General features: G+C 73.7%; 14 protein-coding genes. 11 read left to right on the forward strand and 3 right to left on the reverse strand.

The window, feature by feature from the left end; all coding sequences use genetic code 11:
* Positions 1-45 precede the first annotated feature (45 nt).
* Both ELR47_RS08665 and ELR47_RS08670 read right to left on the reverse strand, forming a co-directional pair.
* Positions 46-2,526 (reverse strand): transglycosylase domain-containing protein, encoded by a 2,481-nt coding sequence (locus ELR47_RS08665; RefSeq protein ID WP_130649538.1) that lies wholly within the window; start codon positions 2,524-2,526, stop codon positions 46-48.
* A gap of 121 nt (positions 2,527-2,647) precedes the next feature.
* The gene (locus ELR47_RS08670; protein WP_130649539.1) at positions 2,648-3,013 is read right to left on the reverse strand and encodes a DUF4267 domain-containing protein; all 366 of its coding nucleotides are present in this window, start codon (positions 3,011-3,013) and stop codon (positions 2,648-2,650) included.
* A 173-nt stretch (positions 3,014-3,186) separates the two neighbouring features.
* On the opposite strand from ELR47_RS08670, the gene thrS reads away from it, so the two are divergent.
* The 4 genes from thrS to pflA all read left to right on the forward strand — a co-directional run bounded on the left by thrS (position 3,187) and on the right by pflA (position 9,090).
* A complete protein-coding gene (thrS, locus tag ELR47_RS08675; RefSeq protein WP_130649540.1) occupies positions 3,187-5,220 on the forward strand; it encodes a threonine--tRNA ligase in 2,034 nt (677 codons plus the stop codon).
* 11 nt (positions 5,221-5,231) lie between these two features.
* On the forward strand, positions 5,232-5,984 hold the full coding sequence (locus ELR47_RS08680) for a class I SAM-dependent methyltransferase (protein ID WP_165403956.1): 753 nt from the start codon (positions 5,232-5,234) through the stop codon (positions 5,982-5,984).
* 98 nt (positions 5,985-6,082) lie between these two features.
* Entirely contained in the window at positions 6,083-8,329 is a 2,247-nt protein-coding gene (pflB, locus tag ELR47_RS08685; RefSeq protein ID WP_130649542.1) for a formate C-acetyltransferase, read from the forward strand.
* Positions 8,326-9,090, forward strand: a complete 765-nt coding sequence (gene pflA / locus ELR47_RS08690; RefSeq protein WP_130649543.1) for a pyruvate formate-lyase-activating protein — start codon at positions 8,326-8,328, stop codon at positions 9,088-9,090. Before pflB ends, pflA begins: the two co-directional genes overlap by 4 nt.
* Before the next feature lie 26 nt (positions 9,091-9,116).
* On the opposite strand, the gene ELR47_RS18295 is transcribed toward pflA, so the two are convergent.
* Positions 9,117-9,278, reverse strand: a complete 162-nt coding sequence (locus tag ELR47_RS18295) for a hypothetical protein (protein ID WP_165403957.1) — start codon at positions 9,276-9,278, stop codon at positions 9,117-9,119.
* 805 nt (positions 9,279-10,083) lie between these two features.
* On the opposite strand from ELR47_RS18295, the gene ELR47_RS08695 reads away from it, so the two are divergent.
* The 7 genes from ELR47_RS08695 to ELR47_RS08725 all read left to right on the forward strand — a co-directional run bounded on the left by ELR47_RS08695 (position 10,084) and on the right by ELR47_RS08725 (position 19,943).
* On the forward strand, positions 10,084-10,677 hold the full coding sequence (locus tag ELR47_RS08695) for an HIT family protein (protein WP_205745527.1): 594 nt from the start codon (positions 10,084-10,086) through the stop codon (positions 10,675-10,677).
* Positions 10,674-11,066, forward strand: a complete 393-nt coding sequence (locus ELR47_RS08700; protein ID WP_130649544.1) for a hypothetical protein — start codon at positions 10,674-10,676, stop codon at positions 11,064-11,066. Before ELR47_RS08695 ends, ELR47_RS08700 begins: the two co-directional genes overlap by 4 nt.
* A gap of 76 nt (positions 11,067-11,142) precedes the next feature.
* Positions 11,143-12,174: a 6-phosphofructokinase gene (locus ELR47_RS08705; RefSeq protein ID WP_130649545.1), complete on the forward strand. Its 1,032-nt coding sequence runs from the start codon at positions 11,143-11,145 to the stop codon at positions 12,172-12,174.
* On the forward strand, positions 12,167-13,006 hold the full coding sequence (locus ELR47_RS08710) for an inositol monophosphatase family protein (RefSeq protein WP_130649546.1): 840 nt from the start codon (positions 12,167-12,169) through the stop codon (positions 13,004-13,006). Before ELR47_RS08705 ends, ELR47_RS08710 begins: the two co-directional genes overlap by 8 nt.
* Positions 13,003-14,028 (forward strand): threonine aldolase family protein, encoded by a 1,026-nt coding sequence (locus tag ELR47_RS08715; RefSeq protein ID WP_130649547.1) that lies wholly within the window; start codon positions 13,003-13,005, stop codon positions 14,026-14,028. The genes ELR47_RS08710 and ELR47_RS08715 overlap by 4 nt, the downstream gene beginning before the upstream one ends.
* A gap of 99 nt (positions 14,029-14,127) precedes the next feature.
* Positions 14,128-19,014, forward strand: coding sequence for a cation-translocating P-type ATPase (locus tag ELR47_RS08720; protein ID WP_130649548.1), 4,887 nt, complete (start codon positions 14,128-14,130; stop codon positions 19,012-19,014).
* Complete coding sequence (locus ELR47_RS08725) at positions 19,014-19,943, forward strand: NAD(P)H-binding protein (RefSeq protein ID WP_130649549.1); 930 nt, start codon at positions 19,014-19,016, stop codon at positions 19,941-19,943. The genes ELR47_RS08720 and ELR47_RS08725 overlap by 1 nt, the downstream gene beginning before the upstream one ends.
* Positions 19,944-19,951: the final 8 nt, after the last annotated feature.

Consider the following 19,951-nt stretch of genomic DNA (forward strand, 5'->3'; position numbering starts at 1 on the left):
GCTCCCGGCGTGCTTGGGCCCGACAGCGCGCACGCTGGAGCACGGTCAGTCACCGTCACCGTCACCGTCACCGTCACCGTCACCGTCACCGTCACCGTCACCGTCACCGTCACCGTCACCGTCACCGTCACCGTCACCGTCACCGTCACCGTCGCCGTTGCCGTCGGGGTCGCCGGTGCCGTCAGGGTCTCCATCGCCGTCGGTCTCGCTGCCGGCGTCACCGTCGGTCTCACTGCCGGTGGCGTCGTTGACCTCGCCGTCACTGTCGCCGTCGGGGTCGTCGCTGTCGGCCTGGTTGGCGTTGCCTTCGTCTCCGCCGTCTCCGCCGTCGCCGCCGCCGTCTCCGTCTCCGTCGCCGTCTCCGTCGCCGCCGCCGTCTCCGTCTCCGTCGCCGTTACCGTCGGGTTCCGGCTCCGGCTCCGGCTCCGGCTCCGGCTCGGGCTCCGGCTCGGGCTCCGGCTCCGGCTCGGGCTCCGGCTCCGGCTCCGGCTCGGGCTCCGGCTCCGGCTCGGGCTCCGGTTCGGGCGCGGGTGCGGGCTCCGGTTCGGGTTCCGGTTCGGGTGCGGGCTCCGGCTCCGGCTCCGGAGCCGGTTCGGGTGCGGGTGCGGGTGCGGGTGGTGGCGGGAGGTTGTCCTCCTCGACCGGTTCCCACTCGTCGAGCAGGGAAGGATCCGGCGTCGGGAAGTCCTCGACCTCGAAGGGCTCGGTGTAGGCGGCCATGTAGTCCGACCACATCGTCGCCGGGAGCGAGCCTCCCGTCACACCCGGCATGGGGGAGTTGTCCTCGTTGCCGACCCACACCACGGTCGCGTGCCGCGGGGTGTACCCGGCGAACCAGGCGTCGACGTTGCGGTTGGTGGTGCCGGTCTTCCCGGCGACGGGGCGATCGATGGCGGCGGCCGTTCCCGTGCCGCGGGTCACGACGTCGCGCAGCACGTCGGTGACCACGGCGACGGCGTTGCCGTCGAGCACCTCCTCGGTGTCCGGCTCGTGCTCGTAGAGGACCTCGCCCTCGTGGGTCTCGATGCGCTCGACGGTGTACGGCGAGGTGCGCACGCCCTGCGCGGCCAGGGTCGCGTAGGCCCCCGCGAGCCGCAGGGGACTCGAGCCGACGCTGCCCAGGGTCAAACTCGGATACGCCGGGAGGTCCTCACGGAGCCCGAGTTGCTCGGCACGCTGGGCGACCGACTCGTGGCCGAGTTCCTCGCTCAGGCGGACGTAGGCGGTGTTGATCGACTCGACGGTCGCCTGCCGCAGGTCCACCTCGCCGTGGCCGCGGCCGCTGTAGTTGCCCACCGTGGCGTCGTCCTGACCGGGCTGCTCGACGACCAGCTCCTCGGGTGCGTCGATGACGGTGCGGTCGGGGTCGTAGCCGCGCGCGACCAGCTCGGCCAGCGTGAAGGTCTTGAACGCGGAGCCGATCTGGCGCTCGCCACGCAGTGCCACGTTGAACTGCTGGGTCGCGTAGTCCCGCCCACCGAGCAGCGCCCGCACGGCACCGGTGGCGGCCTCGACCGTCACGACCGCGCCGGTGTGCCCGGTGTCCTCGAGGTGCTGGGCGACGGTCTCGTGCGCGAGCCGTTGCGCGCGTCGGTCCAGCGTGGTGTGCACGACCAGTCCGGACCCGAGGTCCCGGCCCTCGCCCAGGAGTCGGGGGATCGCGTCGCGCACGGCGTCGAGGTAGTAGGCCTCGGGGCCGTAGGCGAACAGGGGAGCCGTGCGCAACTCGGGCAGGTCCGTACCCAGGTGCCGGTCGGCCTCGTCCGCCGTCAGCGCGCCCGTGGCGACCATGCCGTCGAGGACGAAGTCGCGTCGCGCGGCCGCTCCGGACGGGTTGTCCGCCGGATCGAAGGCCGTCGGCGCGGCGATCATCCCGGCCAGCACCGCCGCCTGCTCCACGTCGAGTTCGGTGGCGGGGACGTCGAAGTAGGTCTGGGCGGCGGCCTCGACGCCGTAGGCGGTGCGACCGAAGGGCACCGCGTTCAGGTACATCTCGAGGATGGCGTCCTTGTCGAGCTCGCGTTCGAGGCGGGTGGCGACGGCCACCTCGCGGAACTTGCCGGCATAGCTGTCGTCGATCTCGGCGACCGCCATCGCCACGTACTGCTGGGTGATGGTGGAGCCACCCTGCGCGCGCTCACCTCGCGTCACGTTGGTCCACAACGCGCGGACGATGCCGCGCGTGGAGAAGCCCTGGTGTTCGTAGAACCCGCGGTCCTCGGCGGCGAGCACGGCCTGGGGCACGTGGGCGGGCAGCTCCTCGAGATCGACGTTGGCCCGCACGGCGGCAGGTTCGAGCGTCTGGACGATCGCACCGTCGCGGTCGAGCACGACGGTGGGGTCCGGGATCGCCAGCTCGTCGGCGGCCGGGATGACCGTCGTCGCGTGGACGCGCCAGAACGCCACCCCGACGAGGGCAGCGGCGAGGAGTCCGAGCCCGGCCACGACGGCGACCGTGAGCAGGAGACGGCGCCGCCAGGCGCCCCGACCGGGCGCTCGGGGCGGCGCCTCGGGCTCCGCGGACACGTTCGGACCTCCGCCGACGACGAACGTAGGTCGGCAGGGTCCGGGCTCCGCGGTCCCCTCGGCCCGCCGTGCCCCGGTCGAAGGGGCGTCGGATCGTGCCCGACCCGTGGCCCGACGTCCGTCAGCCGAGGCGGCGGCGCAACCAGCCGCCGAACGCGGCTCCTGACGCGGCCATCACCACGACCAGGCCGCGCGTGCGGTCCGTGCGCCCTCCGAGGAGGGTCGCGGCACCGTCGGCGAGGTCGGCGACGATGCCCGCCTCCACCCAACGGCGCAGATCGGTGTGGTCGTCGCCGATGGCGGCCAGCATGCCGACACCGAGCGCGACGTCGCGCGCGCCCAGGGCCCGGACCGCGGTCGCCGCGCCGTTGCTCCCGGCGTCGTCGCCGATCCAGCCGCGGGCGGCACGCTCCGGTGCGAGGAAGAGGGCGAGGCCCAGCCCGATGCGCGTGGCGGCGAGACAGCGGGCGGCGAAGTGGACGTCCACGAGCGGCTCCTGCGGGAAACGACGATCGGCGGGAGGCACCCTAGGAGCCGTCGCCAGCGGGCGCGCCCGATGTCGCCGGCGGGCGCGCCCGCGGTGCCGGACGGGTGAGCTGCCGCCGGCCGTGCGCGACACGGTCGGCGAGTACGCTTCGCTCGAGCCAGAGGAGACCCGTAGTGACCTCGACCATCACCGTGCGCCACGGCGACGCGACCACCGAACTCGATGCCGGCGCGACCGCCATCCAGGCCCTCAAGGCCCTCGAGGCCGTCCGCGGCCAGATCGTCGCCGCCCGCGTCACGGTCGGCTCCCGACCGCCCCAGCCGTGGGACCTCGACCGCGAGGTGCCCGACGGTGCCGAGTTGGAGGGCATCCTCGCCGACTCGGAGGAAGGTCGGGCGATCCTGCGGCACTCGACCGCCCACGTGATGGCGCAGGCCGTCACCGACCTGTTCCCGAACGCCAAGTGGGCGATCGGCCCGCCGATCGAGAACGGCTTCTACTACGACTTCGACGTCGAGCGGCCGTTCACGCCGGAGGACCTCGACAAGATCGAGGCGCGGATGGCCGAGCTGCTCCAGGAGAAGCAGCGCTTCGTGCGCGAGGAGGTCGCCCGGGAGGACGCCCTCGAGGAGTTCGCCGAGCAGCCCTACAAGACCGAGATCATCGAGCTCGTCGGCGACGGCACGATCACCACCCCGGTCGAGGCCCCCGACGCGCCGGAGATCGGCGAGGGCGGCGAACCGACCTTCACCGTCTACCGCAACGTGCGACCGGACGAGTCGGTGGCCTGGTCCGACCTGTGCCGTGGTCCCCACGTGCCCTCGACCGACCGCATCCCGGCCTTCAAGCTGCTGCGTTCGGCCGGTGCCTACTGGCGGGGGCGTGAGGACCAGCCGATGCTGCAGCGCATCTACGGCACCGCCTGGGAGTCGAAGAAGGCCCTGACCAAGCACCTGCAACTGCTCGAGGAGGCCAGGAAGCGCGACCACCGCAAGCTCGGCCGTGAGCTCGAGCTGGTGCACTTCCCGGACGAGCTCGGGCCGGGCCTGTCGATCTTCCTGCCCCACGGTGCCATCGTGCGCAAGCAGATGGAGGACTGGATCCGCGACGAGACCCTGCGTCGCGGCTACCAGCCGGTCTACACGCCCCACATCGCCAAGGAGGACCTCTGGCGGATCTCGGGGCACCTGGAGAACTACGGCGAGCTGATGTACCCGGGCATGGAGCTCGACGACGCCGGCGGGGCGGCGTACCGGCTCAAGCCGATGAACTGCCCGTTCCACATCCTGGCGTTCACGTCGCGGACCCGTTCCTACCGTGAGCTGCCGGTGCGGATCTCGGAGCTCGGCACCGTGTACCGCTACGAACGCTCCGGCGTGGTCAACGGGATGCTGCGGGCCCGCGGCTTCACCCAGGACGACAGCCACATCTTCTGCCGACCCGACCAGGTCGTCGACGAGGTGGCCGCCTGCGTCGAGTTCGCCCGGGACCTCTATCGTGCCTTCGGGCTCGGCGAGCCGTCGCGGGTCGCGATCTCCACCCGCCCGGAGAAGTCCATCGCCGGCCACGACGACTCGTGGGAGGCCGCTGAGCAGGCACTCATCGAGGCGGTGAAGCAGACCGGGCTCGACTACGAGATCGACCCCGGCGAGGGGGCGTTCTACGGACCCAAGATCGACATCCACGCCCGTGATGCGATCGGCCGGGAATGGCAGCTGACCACCGTGCAGGTCGACTTCAACCTGCCGGAGCGCTTCGACATCACCTACGTCGGTGACGACGGTGCCAAGCACCGGCCCTACATGGTGCACCGGGCCCTGTTCGGGTCGATCGAGCGGTTCTTCAGCGTCATGGTCGAGTCGTTCAACGGCGCGTTCCCGACCTGGCTCGCGCCCGTGCAGGCCACGGTCGTTCCCATCGCCGACGAGTTCGACGGTTACGCGGGCGAGGTCGCCGACGCCCTGCGGGCCCGCGACCTGCGGGTGGAGGTCGACCTCACCGACGACACGCTGGGCGCCAAGATCCGTCGGGCACAGACCTCGAAGGTGCCCTACGCGTTGGTGGTCGGTGGTGCCGAGCGCGAGGCGCGGACGGTCGCCGTGCGGCCCTACCGGGGCGAGCAGCGCAAGGACGTGGCGCTCGACGCCTTCGTGGACGAGATCACGGCCGAGGTGGCCGAGCGGCGCGCCGAGGCGGCCGCCGGATGAGCGGCGGGCGCGTGCGATCCCTCGACGACGCGGTCGGCTACCACGACCTCGCCGCCTGGTACGACGCGCTCTACGACGCCCGCGGCAAGGACTACCGCGCCGAGGCGCAGGCCCTGCTCGGCGTCGCACGCGAGGACGGGCGTGAGGTGGGCAGCCTGCTCGACGTCGCCTGCGGCACCGGCCGGCACCTGGCGGTCTTCGCCGACGAGGTCGGGGAGCTGGCAGGCCTCGACGGCTCGCCCGAGATGCTGGCGGTCGCCGCCAGCCGCCTCACCCGCGAGGTCCCGCTGGTCGAGGGCGACCTGCGTGCCTTCGACCTCGCACGCACCTTCGATGTCGTGACGTGTCTGTTCTCCTCCATCGGTCACGTCGCCGACGCCGACGAGCTGGACGCCGCGGTGGTGGCGATGGCGCGCCACGTCGCCCCCGGGGGCAGCCTGCTGGTGGAACCGTGGCTGACGCCCGAACGGGTCCGCGACGAGGGCGTGCGCGACCTGGTGACGGCCGAGAACGCCGACGGCGTGGTCGCGAGGGCGGCCAGCTCCCACCGCGACGGGGACGTCCTGGTCCTGCAGTTCGCGTGGGCGGTCGCGACCGCCGGTGGGGTCGCCACCGCGGAGGAGACCCATCGGATGCCGCTGTTCACGGCCGAGCGCTATGTCGCGGCGGTGGAGCGGGCCGGACTGGTCGGGGAGTGGCGCGACGAGGTGGCGGGGCTCGGCATGGGGCGTGGCCTGCTCGTCGGCCGGCGCGGGACCTCGTAGGGCCGGTCGGTCCGCGAAGTCGGGACCGACGGCAGCACCGCCACGGTGCTGACGGTCCGACACTGGGAACAGCCTCCCCACCGCAGAGGACCGCCCAGATGTCGACGCCCGTCCCCACCCCCTCCGCCTGGCACGGCTTCGTCGGCCGGGCCTGGCGGCAGTCCATCGACGTCGCCGCGTTCGTACGCGACAACGTCACGCCCTACACGGGCGACGCGGCGTTCCTCGCCGGCCCGACCGAGCGCACCACCCGGCTGTGGAAGGAGTTGGCCGAACTGCTCCTCGAGGAACGCGAACGCGGCGGGGTGCTCGACGTCGACACGGCCACGCCGGCCGGCATCACCGCGCACGAGCCCGGCTACGTCGACCGCGACCTCGAACTCGTCGTCGGGTTGCAGACCGACGCGCCGCTCAAGCGGGCGATCATGCCCTACGGCGGCCTGCGGATGGTCGAGCAGGGGTGCGAGGCGTACGGCTTCCGGCTCGACCCGGACGTCGCCGAGTTCTTCCGCCGTCACCGCAAGACCCACAACGACGGGGTGTTCGACGCCTACACCCAGCGGGTGCTGGCCGCTCGTCGTGCCCACCTGGTCACCGGCCTGCCCGACGCCTACGGCCGCGGACGGATCATCGGTGACTACCGGCGGGTGGCGCTCTACGGCGTCGACCGGCTGATCGAGGCCAAGCGCACCGACAAGCTCGCGCTCGACCGGCGCCCGTCCACCGAGGCGGTCATCCGCCTGCGTGAGGAGGTCGCGGAGCAGATCCGGGCGCTCGACGAGCTGGTCGCGATGGCCGCCGGCTACGGCTGTGACGTCCGTCGACCGGCCGAGACCGCCCACGAGGGCGTGCAGTGGCTCTACCTGGCCTACCTCGCCGCGGTGAAGGAGCAGAACGGCGCCGCGATGTCGCTCGGGCGCACCTCCACGTTCCTCGACGTCTTCCTGCAGCGCGACCTCGCGGCCGGGCGGATCGACGAACAGCAGGCGCAGGAACTGGTCGACGACCTGGTCATGAAGCTGCGGATCGTGCGTTTCCTGCGGACCCCGGCCTACGACGAGCTGTTCTCCGGCGACCCGACCTGGGTCACCGAGTCGCTCGGCGGGATCGCGACGGACGGGCGCCCGCTGGTGACCCGCACGAGTTTCCGCTACCTGCAGACGCTCTACAACCTCGGCCCGGCACCCGAGCCGAACCTCACCGTGCTGTGGTCGCCGGACCTGCCGGTCGGCTTCCGTCGGTTCTGCGCTCAGGTGTCGATCGACACCAGCTCGATCCAGTACGAGTCCGACGAGCTGCTGCGTCCCCGTTTCGGTGACGACACCGCGATCGCCTGCTGCGTCTCGGCCGCGCCGGTCGGCAAGCAGATGCAGTTCTTCGGTGCCCGCGTGAACCTCGCCAAGGCGCTGCTGTACGCCGTCAACGGCGGTCGCGACGAGCTGACCGGCGAGCAGGTCACGCCGCCCAGCGCACCGATCACGTCCGACGTGCTCACGTACGGCGAGGTGATGGCCGCCTTCGACCCGATGCTGGACTGGCTGGCCGAGACCTACGTCGAGGCGCTCAACATCATCCACTACATGCACGACAAGTACGCCTACGAGCGGCTCGAGATGGCGCTGCACGACACCGACGTCGTGCGGACCATGGCGTGCGGCATCGCCGGGCTGTCGGTCGTGGCCGACGCGCTGTCGGCGATCCGCTTCGCGCGCGTCGAGGTGGTCCGCGACGAGAGCGGCCTGGCCGTCGACTACCGCGTCCACGGCGAGTACCCCGCCTTCGGCAACGACGACGACCGGGTCGACGCGATCGCCAGCGACCTCGTCGCCCGGTTCATGGCCAAGCTGCGGGCGCAGCCGACCTATCGCGACGCGACCCCGACCCAGTCGGTGCTCACCATCACCTCCAACGTCGTCTACGGCAAGGCCACCGGGAACACGCCCGACGGCCGACGCGCCGGGGAACCGTTCGCCCCGGGCGCCAACCCGATGAACGGCCGCGACCGGCACGGCGTGGTCCCCGCGGCGCTGTCGCTGGCGAAGCTGCCCTTCGCGCACGCCGAGGACGGTCTGTCCTGGACCGCGTCGCTGACGCCGGGGAGCCTCGGACGCAGCCGGGAGGAGCGCATCGACTCACTGGTCGGGATCCTCGACGGGTACGTCGACGCCGGTGGCTTCCACATGAACGTCAACGTCCTCGACCGCGACACGCTGCTCGACGCGATGGACCACCCGGAGCGCTACCCGCAGCTGACGGTGCGGGTCTCGGGCTACGCGGTCAACTTCGTCCGGCTGACCCGTGAGCAGCAGCTCGACGTGGTCCATCGCACCTTCCACGACCGATGAGCGCCGCCCTGGCGCTCGCGGCGGCGCCGGACACCGTGTCCGGCGCCGTCCACTCCTGGGACGTCTCGACCAACGTCGACGGCCCCGGGACGCGGTTCGTGGCCTTCCTGGCCGGCTGCCCGCTGCGCTGTCTCTACTGCCACAACCCCGACACGTGGTCCCGGCGGTCGGGAACGCCCACCACCGCCGAGGACCTGCTCGCCCGCATCGACCGCTACCGCCGGTTCATCGACGTGGCAGGAGGCGGCGTGACCCTCTCGGGTGGGGAGCCGCTGCTGCAGCCTGCCTTCGTCGAGGCGGTCCTTCGCGGCTGCCGGGAACGGGGGCTGCACACCGCGCTCGACACCGCCGGCTCGGTCGGCCACCTCGCGTCCGACGCGTTGCTCGACCAGGTCGACCTGGTGTTGCTCGACATCAAGTCGTGGGGTTCGCCGTCCTACGCCGAGCTGACCGGTGGGCGGCTCGCGCCGACGCTCGCGTTCGCCCGCCGGCTGGCCGCCCGCGGGCAGCGCACCTGGCTGCGGTTCGTGGTCGTCCCGGGGCACACCGACCGTGACGACGTCGTCGAGGGAGTGGCCGGGTTCGCCGCGTCGCTCGGCTGCGTGGAACGCGTCGACGTCCTGCCGATGCATCGGCTGGCCACCGCCAAGTACGAGGCGCTCGGCCTCGACGACCCGATGGCGGACGTCGAACCGCCGTCCCCCGAGACCGTCGCGCACGTCCGTGAGATCTTCACGTCCCACGGTTTGCACGCCGTCTGACCACGGCGCGAACCTCGGCAGCAGTGTCAGCCGAGCCGGTGGACCTGCGCCAGGGCCGCCGCGGCGGTGGCGACCGCGCCACGCAGGTCGCCCGCGGGTGCCGGGTCCGGACCGTCCGGCGTCGGGGGACGGTCCTCGTCGCGACGACCGGTGTCGTAGCCGGCCCGCTCGTTCGCCGCGACCTCCACGGCGCGGTGCCGGCGACGCCCGCCGCGGACGGTTCGCGCCACCCGCCCGGACGACGTCACGGGACCGGTCGACCCGTGGCGAGCGACGGGCCTGGCGGCGGCAGCGGAAGAGGCGAACATGGCTCGAACCGAAGTTCGGGTCAGCGTGGGGGCAAGGACCACGGGATGCATCGCTGTGGATGGTGCGGACGACGTTCCACAGCCCCGCACACCGCGCGGGAGCCGCGGTCTGCCGTATCCCGGCTGCACCTGCGGCCACCGGGGCCGACAAGGCGTCTGTGTGCCGTAGCCTGGCGGCGCCCGGGGGGACCAATGGTGAGCAGATCGAAGCGGGGTGACGGAGCCGGCCGTCATCGCAGCCGGGAAGCCCGCGGTCGGAAGCGCTCCCTGTTCCCGCCGGAGCCCCCTTACCCGGAAGCGGAACGTCGACCCTCGATCCCTCCAGGTGCCAGCTGGACGGAGCACTACGAGGCCGCGGTCGAAGCCGAACAGCGGTTCCTCGAGCAGTTGCCGGATCGCCGGATGCAACGTTTCCGGGCATCGGTCCCGCTGATCGGTCTCGGGTTCGGGCTCCTCCTCATGCTTCTCGGGCTCTTCCTCGGATGAGCGCGCGAGTGCGAGGCGCGAGGGCGGTGGTGCCACCGACGCGCTGCGTCCTCGCCGAACGTCGGGCGGCCCCGAGGTGCATCGTGACGGCGACCGGCGCCTGCCGGCTGCCCGGACGCGGAACGGAACGACGGCCACGACCACGTACGCTCATGGCCTCACGCATCCGCCGACACGCGACGCTGGAGCCGACACGCCCGTGGACGAGTTCACCGACTCGGTCGGCCAGGTCGGCCGCGACGCCCGCCACGACCAGCCGGGGCTCGGCGCCGACGACCTGCAGCGGCTGTGGGCACCGTGGCGCTTCGGCTACGTCGCCGGTGCGGAGCCCATCGAGGGTTGCCCCTTCTGCGTCATCCCCGAGCGCGGCAGCGAACGCGACCGCGAGAGCCTGATCCTGCACCGCGGCCGCCACTGCTTCGTGATCTTCAACGCCTATCCGTACAACCCCGGACACCTGATGGTGGTGCCCTACCAGCACCTCGCCGACCTCGAGGACCTCGAGGAGGAGGCGGCGATCGAGCTGTGGTCCCTGGCCCGTCGCGCCGTGCGGGTGCTCAAGGAGCAGGTCAACGCGCAGGGCGTGAACCTCGGGATGAACCTCGGCGCCGCCGGCGGCGCCGGCATCGCCCAGCACCTGCACCTGCACGCCGTCCCGCGCTGGGCCGGCGACACCAACTTCATCTCGGTCGTCGGTGCCGCGCGGGTCCTGCCACGCGCCCTCGAGGAGATGTGGGACGAGCTCGCCCCCGGCTTCGACCGCGACCCCGACGACCACGGGGAACGGCCGTGAGTCGCCCACTGGACCCCACCGGCACCGACGGTGACGTGGTCGACCTCGGCGGCTGCTCGGGGTGTTCGCTGGGCTGCGCCGTCGCCTGTTCCGACGGGCGCGAGGACACGGCGGCGGACGCACGCCGGACGTTGATCGCCTCCGGCGTCGCCGTCGTGCTGCTGTCGGTCGTACCCGGCCTGGTCGCCGGTGCCGCGATCGTGACCGCCCTGGCCGTCGCCGCCGCGGTGTGCGGGGCGGCGACCGGACTCGCGGCCGGCGTGGCCGTCCGCCGCGGGCGTCCGACGGGCGATGCCGCGGCGCGCCTGGCCTACCGGGCCCTACCGGCCGGGACCGGACTGATGGTGCTCAGCTGGCTGGGAGCCGTCGTGTCCCGGCTCGTGCGCTGAGCGGTCCCGGCACCTCGAACCGTCGCGGTCTACGCTCCGCCGCGCCGACCCGCCCCCGTTCCAGGACGTCTCCTCGATGGTCTCCCGCATCGGCATCCTGACCGGCGGTGGCGACTGCCCCGGCCTCAACGCCGCGATCCGTGCCGTCGTCCGTCGCGCCGACCAGGCCAACGTGATGACCTTCGGGTTCGCCGCCGGTTGGCGAGGCGTGCTCGACGCATCGGTCGAGCAGCTGACGCTGTCGTCCACCCGTGGGTTGCTGCACCGCGGGGGCACCATCCTGGGCACCTCGCGCGTCGACCCGTACCGCGAACCCGACGGGGTCGCCCGCATCGCGCAGGCGCTGGACGTGCATCGCCTCGACGGCCTGGTGGTCATCGGGGGCGAGGGCACGCTGTCGGCCGCGACCCGCCTCGCGGACGAGGGCATCCCGATCGTGGGCATCCCCAAGACGATCGACAACGACGTCGCCGCGACGGAGTTGACCATCGGCTTCCTGACCGCCGTGCGCACCGCCACGGAGGCCGTCGACCGCCTGCACTCCACGGCGGAGTCGCACAACCGCGTGATGGTGCTCGAGGTGATGGGCCGCCACGCGGGATGGATCGCCACCTATGCGGGCATGGCCGGGGGCGCCGACGCCATCCTCGTGCCCGAGGTCCCGTTCGACATGGAGGCCGTCGGCCGGCACCTGCGGCACCGGGCCGGGTCGGGACGCGACTTCTCGATCGTGGTCGTGGCCGAGGGGGCGCTGCCGCGTGAGGGCACCATGGAGGTCCCCGAACCGCCCAAGGACGAGTTCGGACGTCCGCGGCTGGGCGGCATCGGCCACGCCATCGCGCACGAGATCGAGCACCGCACGGGCTTCCCGGCGCGGGTCACGATCCTCGGTCACGTCCAGCGCGGTGGTTCGCCAACCCCGATGGACCGGGTGCTGGCCACCCGGATGGGGGTGGAGGCCGCCGAGCTCGCGATGGCGGGGACGTGGGGCCGCATGACCGCCTTCGAACACCACGAGGTGGTGCCGGTCGCGCTCGCCGACGCCACGGCGGAGCTCAAGACCGTGCCCGCCTCCCTGTACCGCGTCGCGGAGACCTTCTTTGGCTGACCGACCCGACCTGTCCGTCCTGCGCGACCTCGCGGTCGACACCGCCCGGGCCGCCGGAGACACGTTGCGCCGCTTCGCCGACCGGCACGCCGCCGGTGACGACCTCGGCTTCGGTACCAAGTCGACGATCACCGACCCGGTGTCGGAGGCCGACCGCGCCGCCGAGCGCCTCATCGCCGAGCGGCTCACGGCGGCCCGGCCCGACGACGGGCTGCTGGGGGAGGAGGGGCAGGCCGAACGCCGCGGCACCAGCGGGCTGCGCTGGGTGGTCGACCCGCTCGACGGCACCGTCAACTTCCTGTACGGCCTTCCGGCCTGGTGCGTCTCCGTGGCCTGCGAGGACGACGCCGGCTCGCTGGTCGGCGTCGTGCACGACCCGAACCGGGACGAGACGTTCGTGGCCGTGCGCGGCGGTGGCGCCACGTGCAACGGTCGGCCGACCGAGGTCGGCTCGGCCGGGACGCTCGAGCGCACCCTGGTCGCCACCGGCTACGCCTACGCCGTCACCACCCGACGGGACTGGGCGGCCGACGTGGCCGACCTGCTGGGCCACGTGCGGGACGTGCGACGTGGTGGTGCCGCTGCCCTGGACCTGGCCTGGACCGCCGCCGGACGCTTCGACGCCTACCTCGAGTTCGGTCTCTCGCCGTGGGACTGGGCCGCCGGACGGTTGCTGGTCACCGAGTCCGGCGGCACCGTCACCACGCCGGAACGGGTCCTGGGAGGGGAGCGGCGCACCGGGGTCCTGGCCGGCGGCGCCACCGCCTGCGACGCCCTGGGGGCCTGGCTGGCCGAACGACCCCCGCACCGACCTGCCGAGGACACGCCGTGATCGACCTGCGCTCCGACACCGTCACCCGCCCGACCGAGGCCGTGCGCCGGGCGATGGCCGCCGCCGAGGTCGGTGACGACGTCTACCGCGAGGACCCCGAGGTCGAGGCCCTGCAGGAGGAGGTCGCCGACCGCTTCGGGCGCGACGCCGCGCTGTTCGTCCCCTCGGGGGTGATGGGCACGCTGGTGCTGCTGCGCGCCCTCGTCGAGCCCGGCGCCGAGGTGGTGTGCGAGTCCGACGCGCACGTGGTCGCCTACGAGGCCGGCGCCGGGGCCCTGCACGCCGGGGTGCAGTTCCGCACCATCGACGGCGAGCGCGGCCGACTCGACGTCGACCTGGTCCGCCCGCGCCTGCGGCCGCCGACGTTCCCGTACACGGCCGTCGGTGCCATCAGCGTCGAGGAGACGACCAACCGCGGCGGTGGGGCGATCCACGGGCTCGAGCGGCTGCGGGCGCTGCGTGCGCTGGCCGACGAGCGCGGCGTCCCGCTGCACGGTGACGGCGCCCGGCTGTTCAACGCCATCGTGGCGGCGGGGACCGACCCGCGCGAGTACGGCGAGGTGTTCACCGCGTTCAGCTTCTGCCTGTCCAAGGGGTTGGGTGCGCCGGTCGGCTCGCTCGTGGTCGGTGACGCGGACGTCATCGACGCCGCGCGCGCGTGGCGGCGGCGCTTCGGTGGGGCGATGCGCCAGGTCGGCGTGCTCGCCGCGGCGGGACGTCACGTGCTGGCCCATCACGTCGAGCGACTGGCCGACGACCACGCCAACGCCCGCACGATCGCCGCCACGCTCGCCGACGCGGTGCCCGGCAGCTGCGACCCCGACGAGGTCGAGACCAACATCGTGTACGTCGACACGGCGTCGCGGCCGGCGGCCGAGGTCCTGGCACGACTGCGCGACGCAGGCGTGCTGGCCGGTGCGATGGGGGAGCACCTCGTGCGGCTGGTGACGCATCTCGACGTCAGCGCCGACGACGCCGAGCGTGCAGCGGTGCTCCTGGCCACGGTGTTGACGGACAAGTGACCGGTCGGACCCGGTGGGCGTACCGGCCGCCCTCGGGAAGTGGGGAGACTCGCGCCAGCCGCCATCTCCCGCCGACCGGTGGCTGACAGGAGCAACTGCATGGTCCTCGGACCCCTGCGCCAGGCCGCGTCACTCACGTGGTCGGTCGCCACCATGCCGGCCCGCATCGCCGGTGAGGCCTTCGCGCCGGAGACCGGCGGAGCGGTCGAGCCGACGGGGGCGGACGATCGTGCCGGGGACACGGTGCCGGTCGGCGGGAACGGGAACGGGGCCGGGCCCGCGTCCGACGCTGCTCCGGCGAGCACCACGAACGGCGACGAACAGCGGCACGTCGACCCCGGGTCGCTGTTCGATGTCGACCCCGGGTCGCTGTTCGACGTCGACCTCGGGTCGCTGTTCGATGTCGACCTCGGGTCGCTGTTCGATGTCGACCTCGGGTCGCTGTTCGACGTCGACCTGCCGGCGTGGTTCGACGAGCACACCGCGATGCCCGACCTGCATCTCGACGAGATGCGCGGCTTCTTCGAGGACGGCGCGGAGTGGGTCGGCGATGCCGTCGGCGAAGGCGTCGAGCTCGTCGGTGACGCGTTCGGCATGCACCGACGGGTGTGGGAGGACGAGGACCACGACCACGCCCAGATCGAGGTCCACGGGCTGTGCGACCCCTCCGCCGTCGGCTACCGACGGCGGCTGGCCACCGCGCTCTCGCGGCTCGACGACGTCCGGTGGGCGGAGGTCAACGCCATCACCGGCCGGGTCGCCGTCGCCTTCGACGGGGGACAGCCGACCCTGCAGACCCTGGTCGACCTGATCGAGTCGGTCGAGGACGCCCACGGCGTCCGGCGCGGCCCGACCACGTCGGCCGCCTGGGACACCAGCGACCGTGCCGAGCACCCCTCCGACGACGAGCCGGTGCACCGCGTGCTGGCCATCATGGCCGGGGACGCGCTGGCCGTCGGCTGGTCGCTGGCGGCCCGCCTGGCACGCGTCCGCCGTCTGCCGGTGGAGATCGGCGGGCTGGTCGCGGTCGTCGACAACAACCCGTGGCTGCGTCTGCAGGCCGAACGGGTGCTCGGGCGACGCGTGACCGCGCTGGTCCTGCCGCTGGGCTCCGCGGTCGCCAGCGGGCTCTCGCAGGGTTCGCTCGGGGCGCTGCTCGACCTCGCACACCAGGCGACCGTGCTCGGCGAGGTCCGTGCGCGGCGACACGTCTGGCACCAGCGCGAGCCCGAGTTCTACGCCATCCACAGTGACGAGCCGATCGAGCCGCCCGACCTCGAGCCGCGGCCGGTCCGCCTGCCCGACGGGCCCGTCGAGCTGGCCGGTCGCCGGCTCGGCCAGCTCTCCATGGCCGGTTTCGGCGGCACCCTGCTGGCCACGCGCGATCCGCGTCGGGCGGCCGACGCGTTCCTCGTCGCGACGCCCAAGGCGGCGCGTCTGGGACGCGAGGGGTTCGCCGCGCACCTGGGACGCACCCTGGCCTACCGCGGCATCGTGCCGCTCGACGCCTCGGCGCTGCGTCGCCTCGACCGGGTCGACACGGTCGTGCTGGACGCCGACGTGGTGCGCCGTCCGCGGTGGGAGGTCCGGGGGGCGTGCACGCCGTCCGGCGAGGGCGTGCCGCTCGAGCTGCGTGACCGCGCCGAGCGGCTGCTCGACGCCGACGACGTCGAAGCCGACCGCCGGCGATCCGGCTGGCGACTCGCGCCGCTGGCGGCCGTGGAGGCCGACGCCGACGTGCACGTCCCGCGAGGTACGAAGGCCCGCGGTCGGGAGATCACGGCGCGCGGCGGTCGGGTGTTGGGACTGGTCTCCGACGGCCAGGTCGTGGCCGTCGTCGACGTGGTCGACCAGCTCGACGCGGGTCTCGACGCCGTCGTCGACGCCGTGCGTGCCGCCGGTCACCGGCTGTACGTCGCCGGCCGTGCCGGTCGCGTGGCGGACCGCATCGACGCCGACGGGACCCTGCCGGGCGGTCGGGCGCTCGGTGAGGCGGTGCGGGAGTTGCAGGCCGACGGCGCCGTCGTGCTGGTGATCGGCCGCCAGGGCCACCGCGGCCTGGCCGCCGCTGACGTCGGCGTCGGGGTCGTCTCCGACACCGGACGCCCGTCATGGGGCGCCGACCTCATCCTCGGTCGCGAGCTCGCCGATGCCGCCACGTTGGTGCAGGCGACGACGGTCGCCCGGGAGGTCTCGCAGCGCTCGGCGCGCTTCGCCGTGGGTGGTTCGGCGCTCGGGGCGCTGGTCGCCGGCACCGGTCCGCGGGAGGCGGCCGGGTCGCGCGGTCTGGCGATGGTCAACGGGGCGGCCGCGGCCGCGCTGGCCGCCGGCACCTGGGCGGCGGTGCGTCTGGCACACCGTCCCCGGCCCTACGTGCCCGACCGGGTCCGGTGGCACACGCTGACGGCCGATCGTGCGCTGGAACTGCTCGACAGCGACGCCGAGCAGGGCCTGAGCGTCCAGGAGGCACGGCAGCGCCGCACGGTGTCCGCGGCGGGCGGCGCCGAGGTCTCGCCGGGTGAGCCCTTCCTCGCCGAGCTCGCCAATCCGCTCAACCCGATCCTCGGCGTGGGCGCCGGGCTGTCGGCGACGACCGGCTCGATGACCGACGCCGGTCTGGTCGTCGGCCTCATCGGGATCAACAGTCTCGTGGGTGGGCTGCAGCGCCTGCGGGCCGACCGCACGGTGCGCGGCCTGCTGGAACGCGACGTCGAGGAGGTCACGGTCGTCCGCGACGGCCGCGAGCACCGGGTGCGCGAGGACCGCCTGGTACGCGGCGACGTGATCGTGCTGCACGCCGGCGACGCCGTCCCCGCCGACGCCCGCGTGCTCGCCGGCGACGGCTGCGAGGTCGACGAGTCGAGCCTGACCGGCGAGTCGCTGCCCGTGGTGAAGTCGGCCGAACCCTGCCCGGAAGCGGCCATCGGCGACCGGGCCTGCATGCTCTACGAGGACACCACGATCTCGAGCGGCACCGTCCGCGCCGTCGTGGTCGCGACCGGCGAGCACACCGAGGTGGCCCGCAGCCTGGCGCTGGCCGGTCCGCCGCCGCCGACCGGGGTGGAGCTGCGGCTCGAGGAGCTGACCAAGCGGCTGCTGCCGGCGGCGTTGGCGACCGCGGCGGGAACGGCCGGCGTCGGGCTGCTGCGCCGGTGGCCGCTGCGCGACGTCGCCTCGACGGCGACCAGCCTCGCGATCGCCTCGGTCCCCGAGGGGTTGCCGTTCGTGGCGACCGCCGGCCAGTTGGCGGGGGCACGGCGATTGGCCGCCAACAACGCGGTGGTCCGCAACCCCCGCACCGTGGAGGCGCTGGGGCGCATCGACACGCTGTGCGTCGACAAGACCGGCACGCTGACGGAAGGTCGCGTGCGGTTCACCGGGGTGTCCGACGGACGGCGCACGGTCCACCGCCGGGAGACCGACGACCCGTTGCTGCACCGGATCCTGGCCGCGGGACTGCGCGCCAGCGCGTCGCGCGATGCCGAGGGCAACGGTGTCGACGAGACCGACGAGGCTCTGCACGTGGCCGCCGACCGGCTCGGGGTCACCCCGGCCGACGGGCGTCCGGGGTGGCAGGTCGTGGCCGACCTGCCGTTCGACTCCAGCCGCGGCGTGCACGCCGTGCTGGGACGGGAGCGTCGCCAGCACTACCTCGTCGTCAAGGGGGCGCCGGAGGTCGTGCTCGAGGCCTGCACCACCTGGCGCAACGAGGGCGGCGAGGACGTCGCACTCGACGACGACGCCCGCACCGAGGTGCTCGCCTCGGTCGACGCGCTGGCCGGACGGGGCCACCGGTTGCTCGCCGTGGCCGAGCGTGAGGCGTCCTCGCGACCGGAACTGGAGGAGGAGCGGCTCGAGCGGCTGCGGCTGATCGGCCTCATCGCGCTCGCCGACCCGGTCCGCGAGACCGCGGCCCAGGCCGTGCAGGGCATCGCCGAAGCCGGGGTGCGCACGATCATGGTGACCGGCGACCATCCGGAGACCGCCCTGCACATCGCGGCCGAGCTCGGGCTGCCGGGCGAGCGGGCGCTGACGGGCGCGGATCTCGACGAACTCGACGACGAGGCGCTCGCCGCCGCGCTCGACGAGGTCGCGGTCGTCGCGCGCGTGACCCCGGCCCACAAGCTGCGGGTCGTGCAGACGCTGCAGGGCAACGGGCACGTGGTGGCCATGACCGGTGACGGGGCCAACGACGCGGCGGCGATCCGGCTCGCGGAGGTCGGTGTCGCGCTGGGCGAGCGTTCGTCGCCGGCGGCGCGCGACGCCGCCGACATCGTGGTCACCGACGACCGCATCGAGACGCTGATCGACGCGATCGCCGAGGGCCGCGCCCTGTGGGGCTCCGTGCGCGAGGCGTTGGCGGTGCTGGTGGGTGGCAACCTCGGCGAGATCGGGTTCACGTCGATCGCGTCGCTGTTCAGCCGGTCGGCCCCGCTGGACCCGCGCCAGTTCCTGCTGGTCAACCTGTTCACGGACCTCGCGCCGGCGGTCGCGATCGCGGTGCGTCCACCGGAGGACGTCTCGACGGAGACGTTGCTGAAGGAGGGCCCCGAGGCGTCGCTGGGCAGTGCGCTGCGGCGCGACGTCGCGATCCGCGGCACGGCGACGGCGCTGGGCGCGAGTGCGGCCTGGGCCGCGGCCAAGACGACCGGTACCGCACGCCGCGCCAGCACGGTCGGACTGGTCGCCCTGGTCGGTACCCAGCTGGGGCAGACCGTGGCCGCCGGTGGGTGGAAGCGTCCGACGACGTTGCTGACGGGGCTCGGATCGGCCGCCGGGCTGGCCGCCGTCGTGCAGACGCCCGGCGTCAGTCAGTTCTTCGGCTGCCGGCCCCTCGGGCCGTTGGGTTGGGCCCAGGCCACCACGGCCGCCGCGGTCGCCACCGCCGGGTCGCAGCTCGCGTCGCGGGTGGTGGAACGCTCGACGCCGGGCGACGGGTCCGCCGTGGGCGTCGGGAGCGGCGGCGACGCGGACGGTGACGCGTGATGGCCCCACTCCCCGCCGACCGACCGCTCGAGCTGTTGGTGACCGGTGCCAGCGGGTTCGTCGGCGGCGCACTCGTCCCGGCGCTGCTGGCCGGCGGCCACCGGGTCCGCTGCCTGGTTCGCGAGCCGGACCGCCTGCGGGCGCCGTGGCGCGACCGCGTCGAGGTCCTGCAGGGCCGCGCCGAGGACCGACAGGCCGTCTGGCGGGCCGGGGACGGCTGCGACGCGGCGTTCTACCTCGTGCACGGGATGGAGGGCCGACTGCGCGGCCTGGTCGACCGCGAGCGGCGCACGGCGGCCGCCTTCGCCGAAGGCGCCTCGGCCGCCGGCATGCGCCGTATCGTCTACCTCGGTGGCATCGTCGACGAGTCCCGCCTGGCCTTCGTGTCCGACCACCTCTACGCGCGCCACCAGGCTGGCGTGGAACTGCGCGAGGGTCCGGTGCCGGTCACCGAGCTGCGGGCGGGCATCGTGCTCGGCGCCGGGAGCACGTCGTTCGACCTGCTGGTCGCGGCCGCCACCGCCCCGTTCGCTCTCGACACGCCCTGGAACCGCTCACGCGTGCAACCGATCGCCGTCAGCGACCTGCTGACGGTCCTGGGGCGCGTCCTCACCGATCCACGGGCGGCCGGGGAGGTGCTCGAGGTCGGCGGACCCGACACCTTGAGCTACGCGTCGCTGGTGGAGCTCGTCCGCGAGGAACTCGGGCGGCGACCGGCCCGGCGGCTGCGTGTGCCCTACCTGCCGCCGGAGGCCACGGCCCTGGGCGCCGCGGCGCGCGCCGGCACGGACCCGGTCCTGACGTTGGCGCTGCTGCAGTCGGTCGAGGAGGACGCGGTCGTCCGCGACCCGCGGGGTCGGCGTCGGTACGGCGAACTGTTGGGCACCCCGGTGCGCGCGGCGGTCCGGGCGGCGCTCGCCGCGCGCTGAGCGTCGTC

Origin of the sequence: Egicoccus halophilus (assembly GCF_004300825.1) — a bacterium.
Taxonomy (GTDB): Bacteria; Actinomycetota; Nitriliruptoria; order Nitriliruptorales; family Nitriliruptoraceae; genus Egicoccus; species Egicoccus halophilus.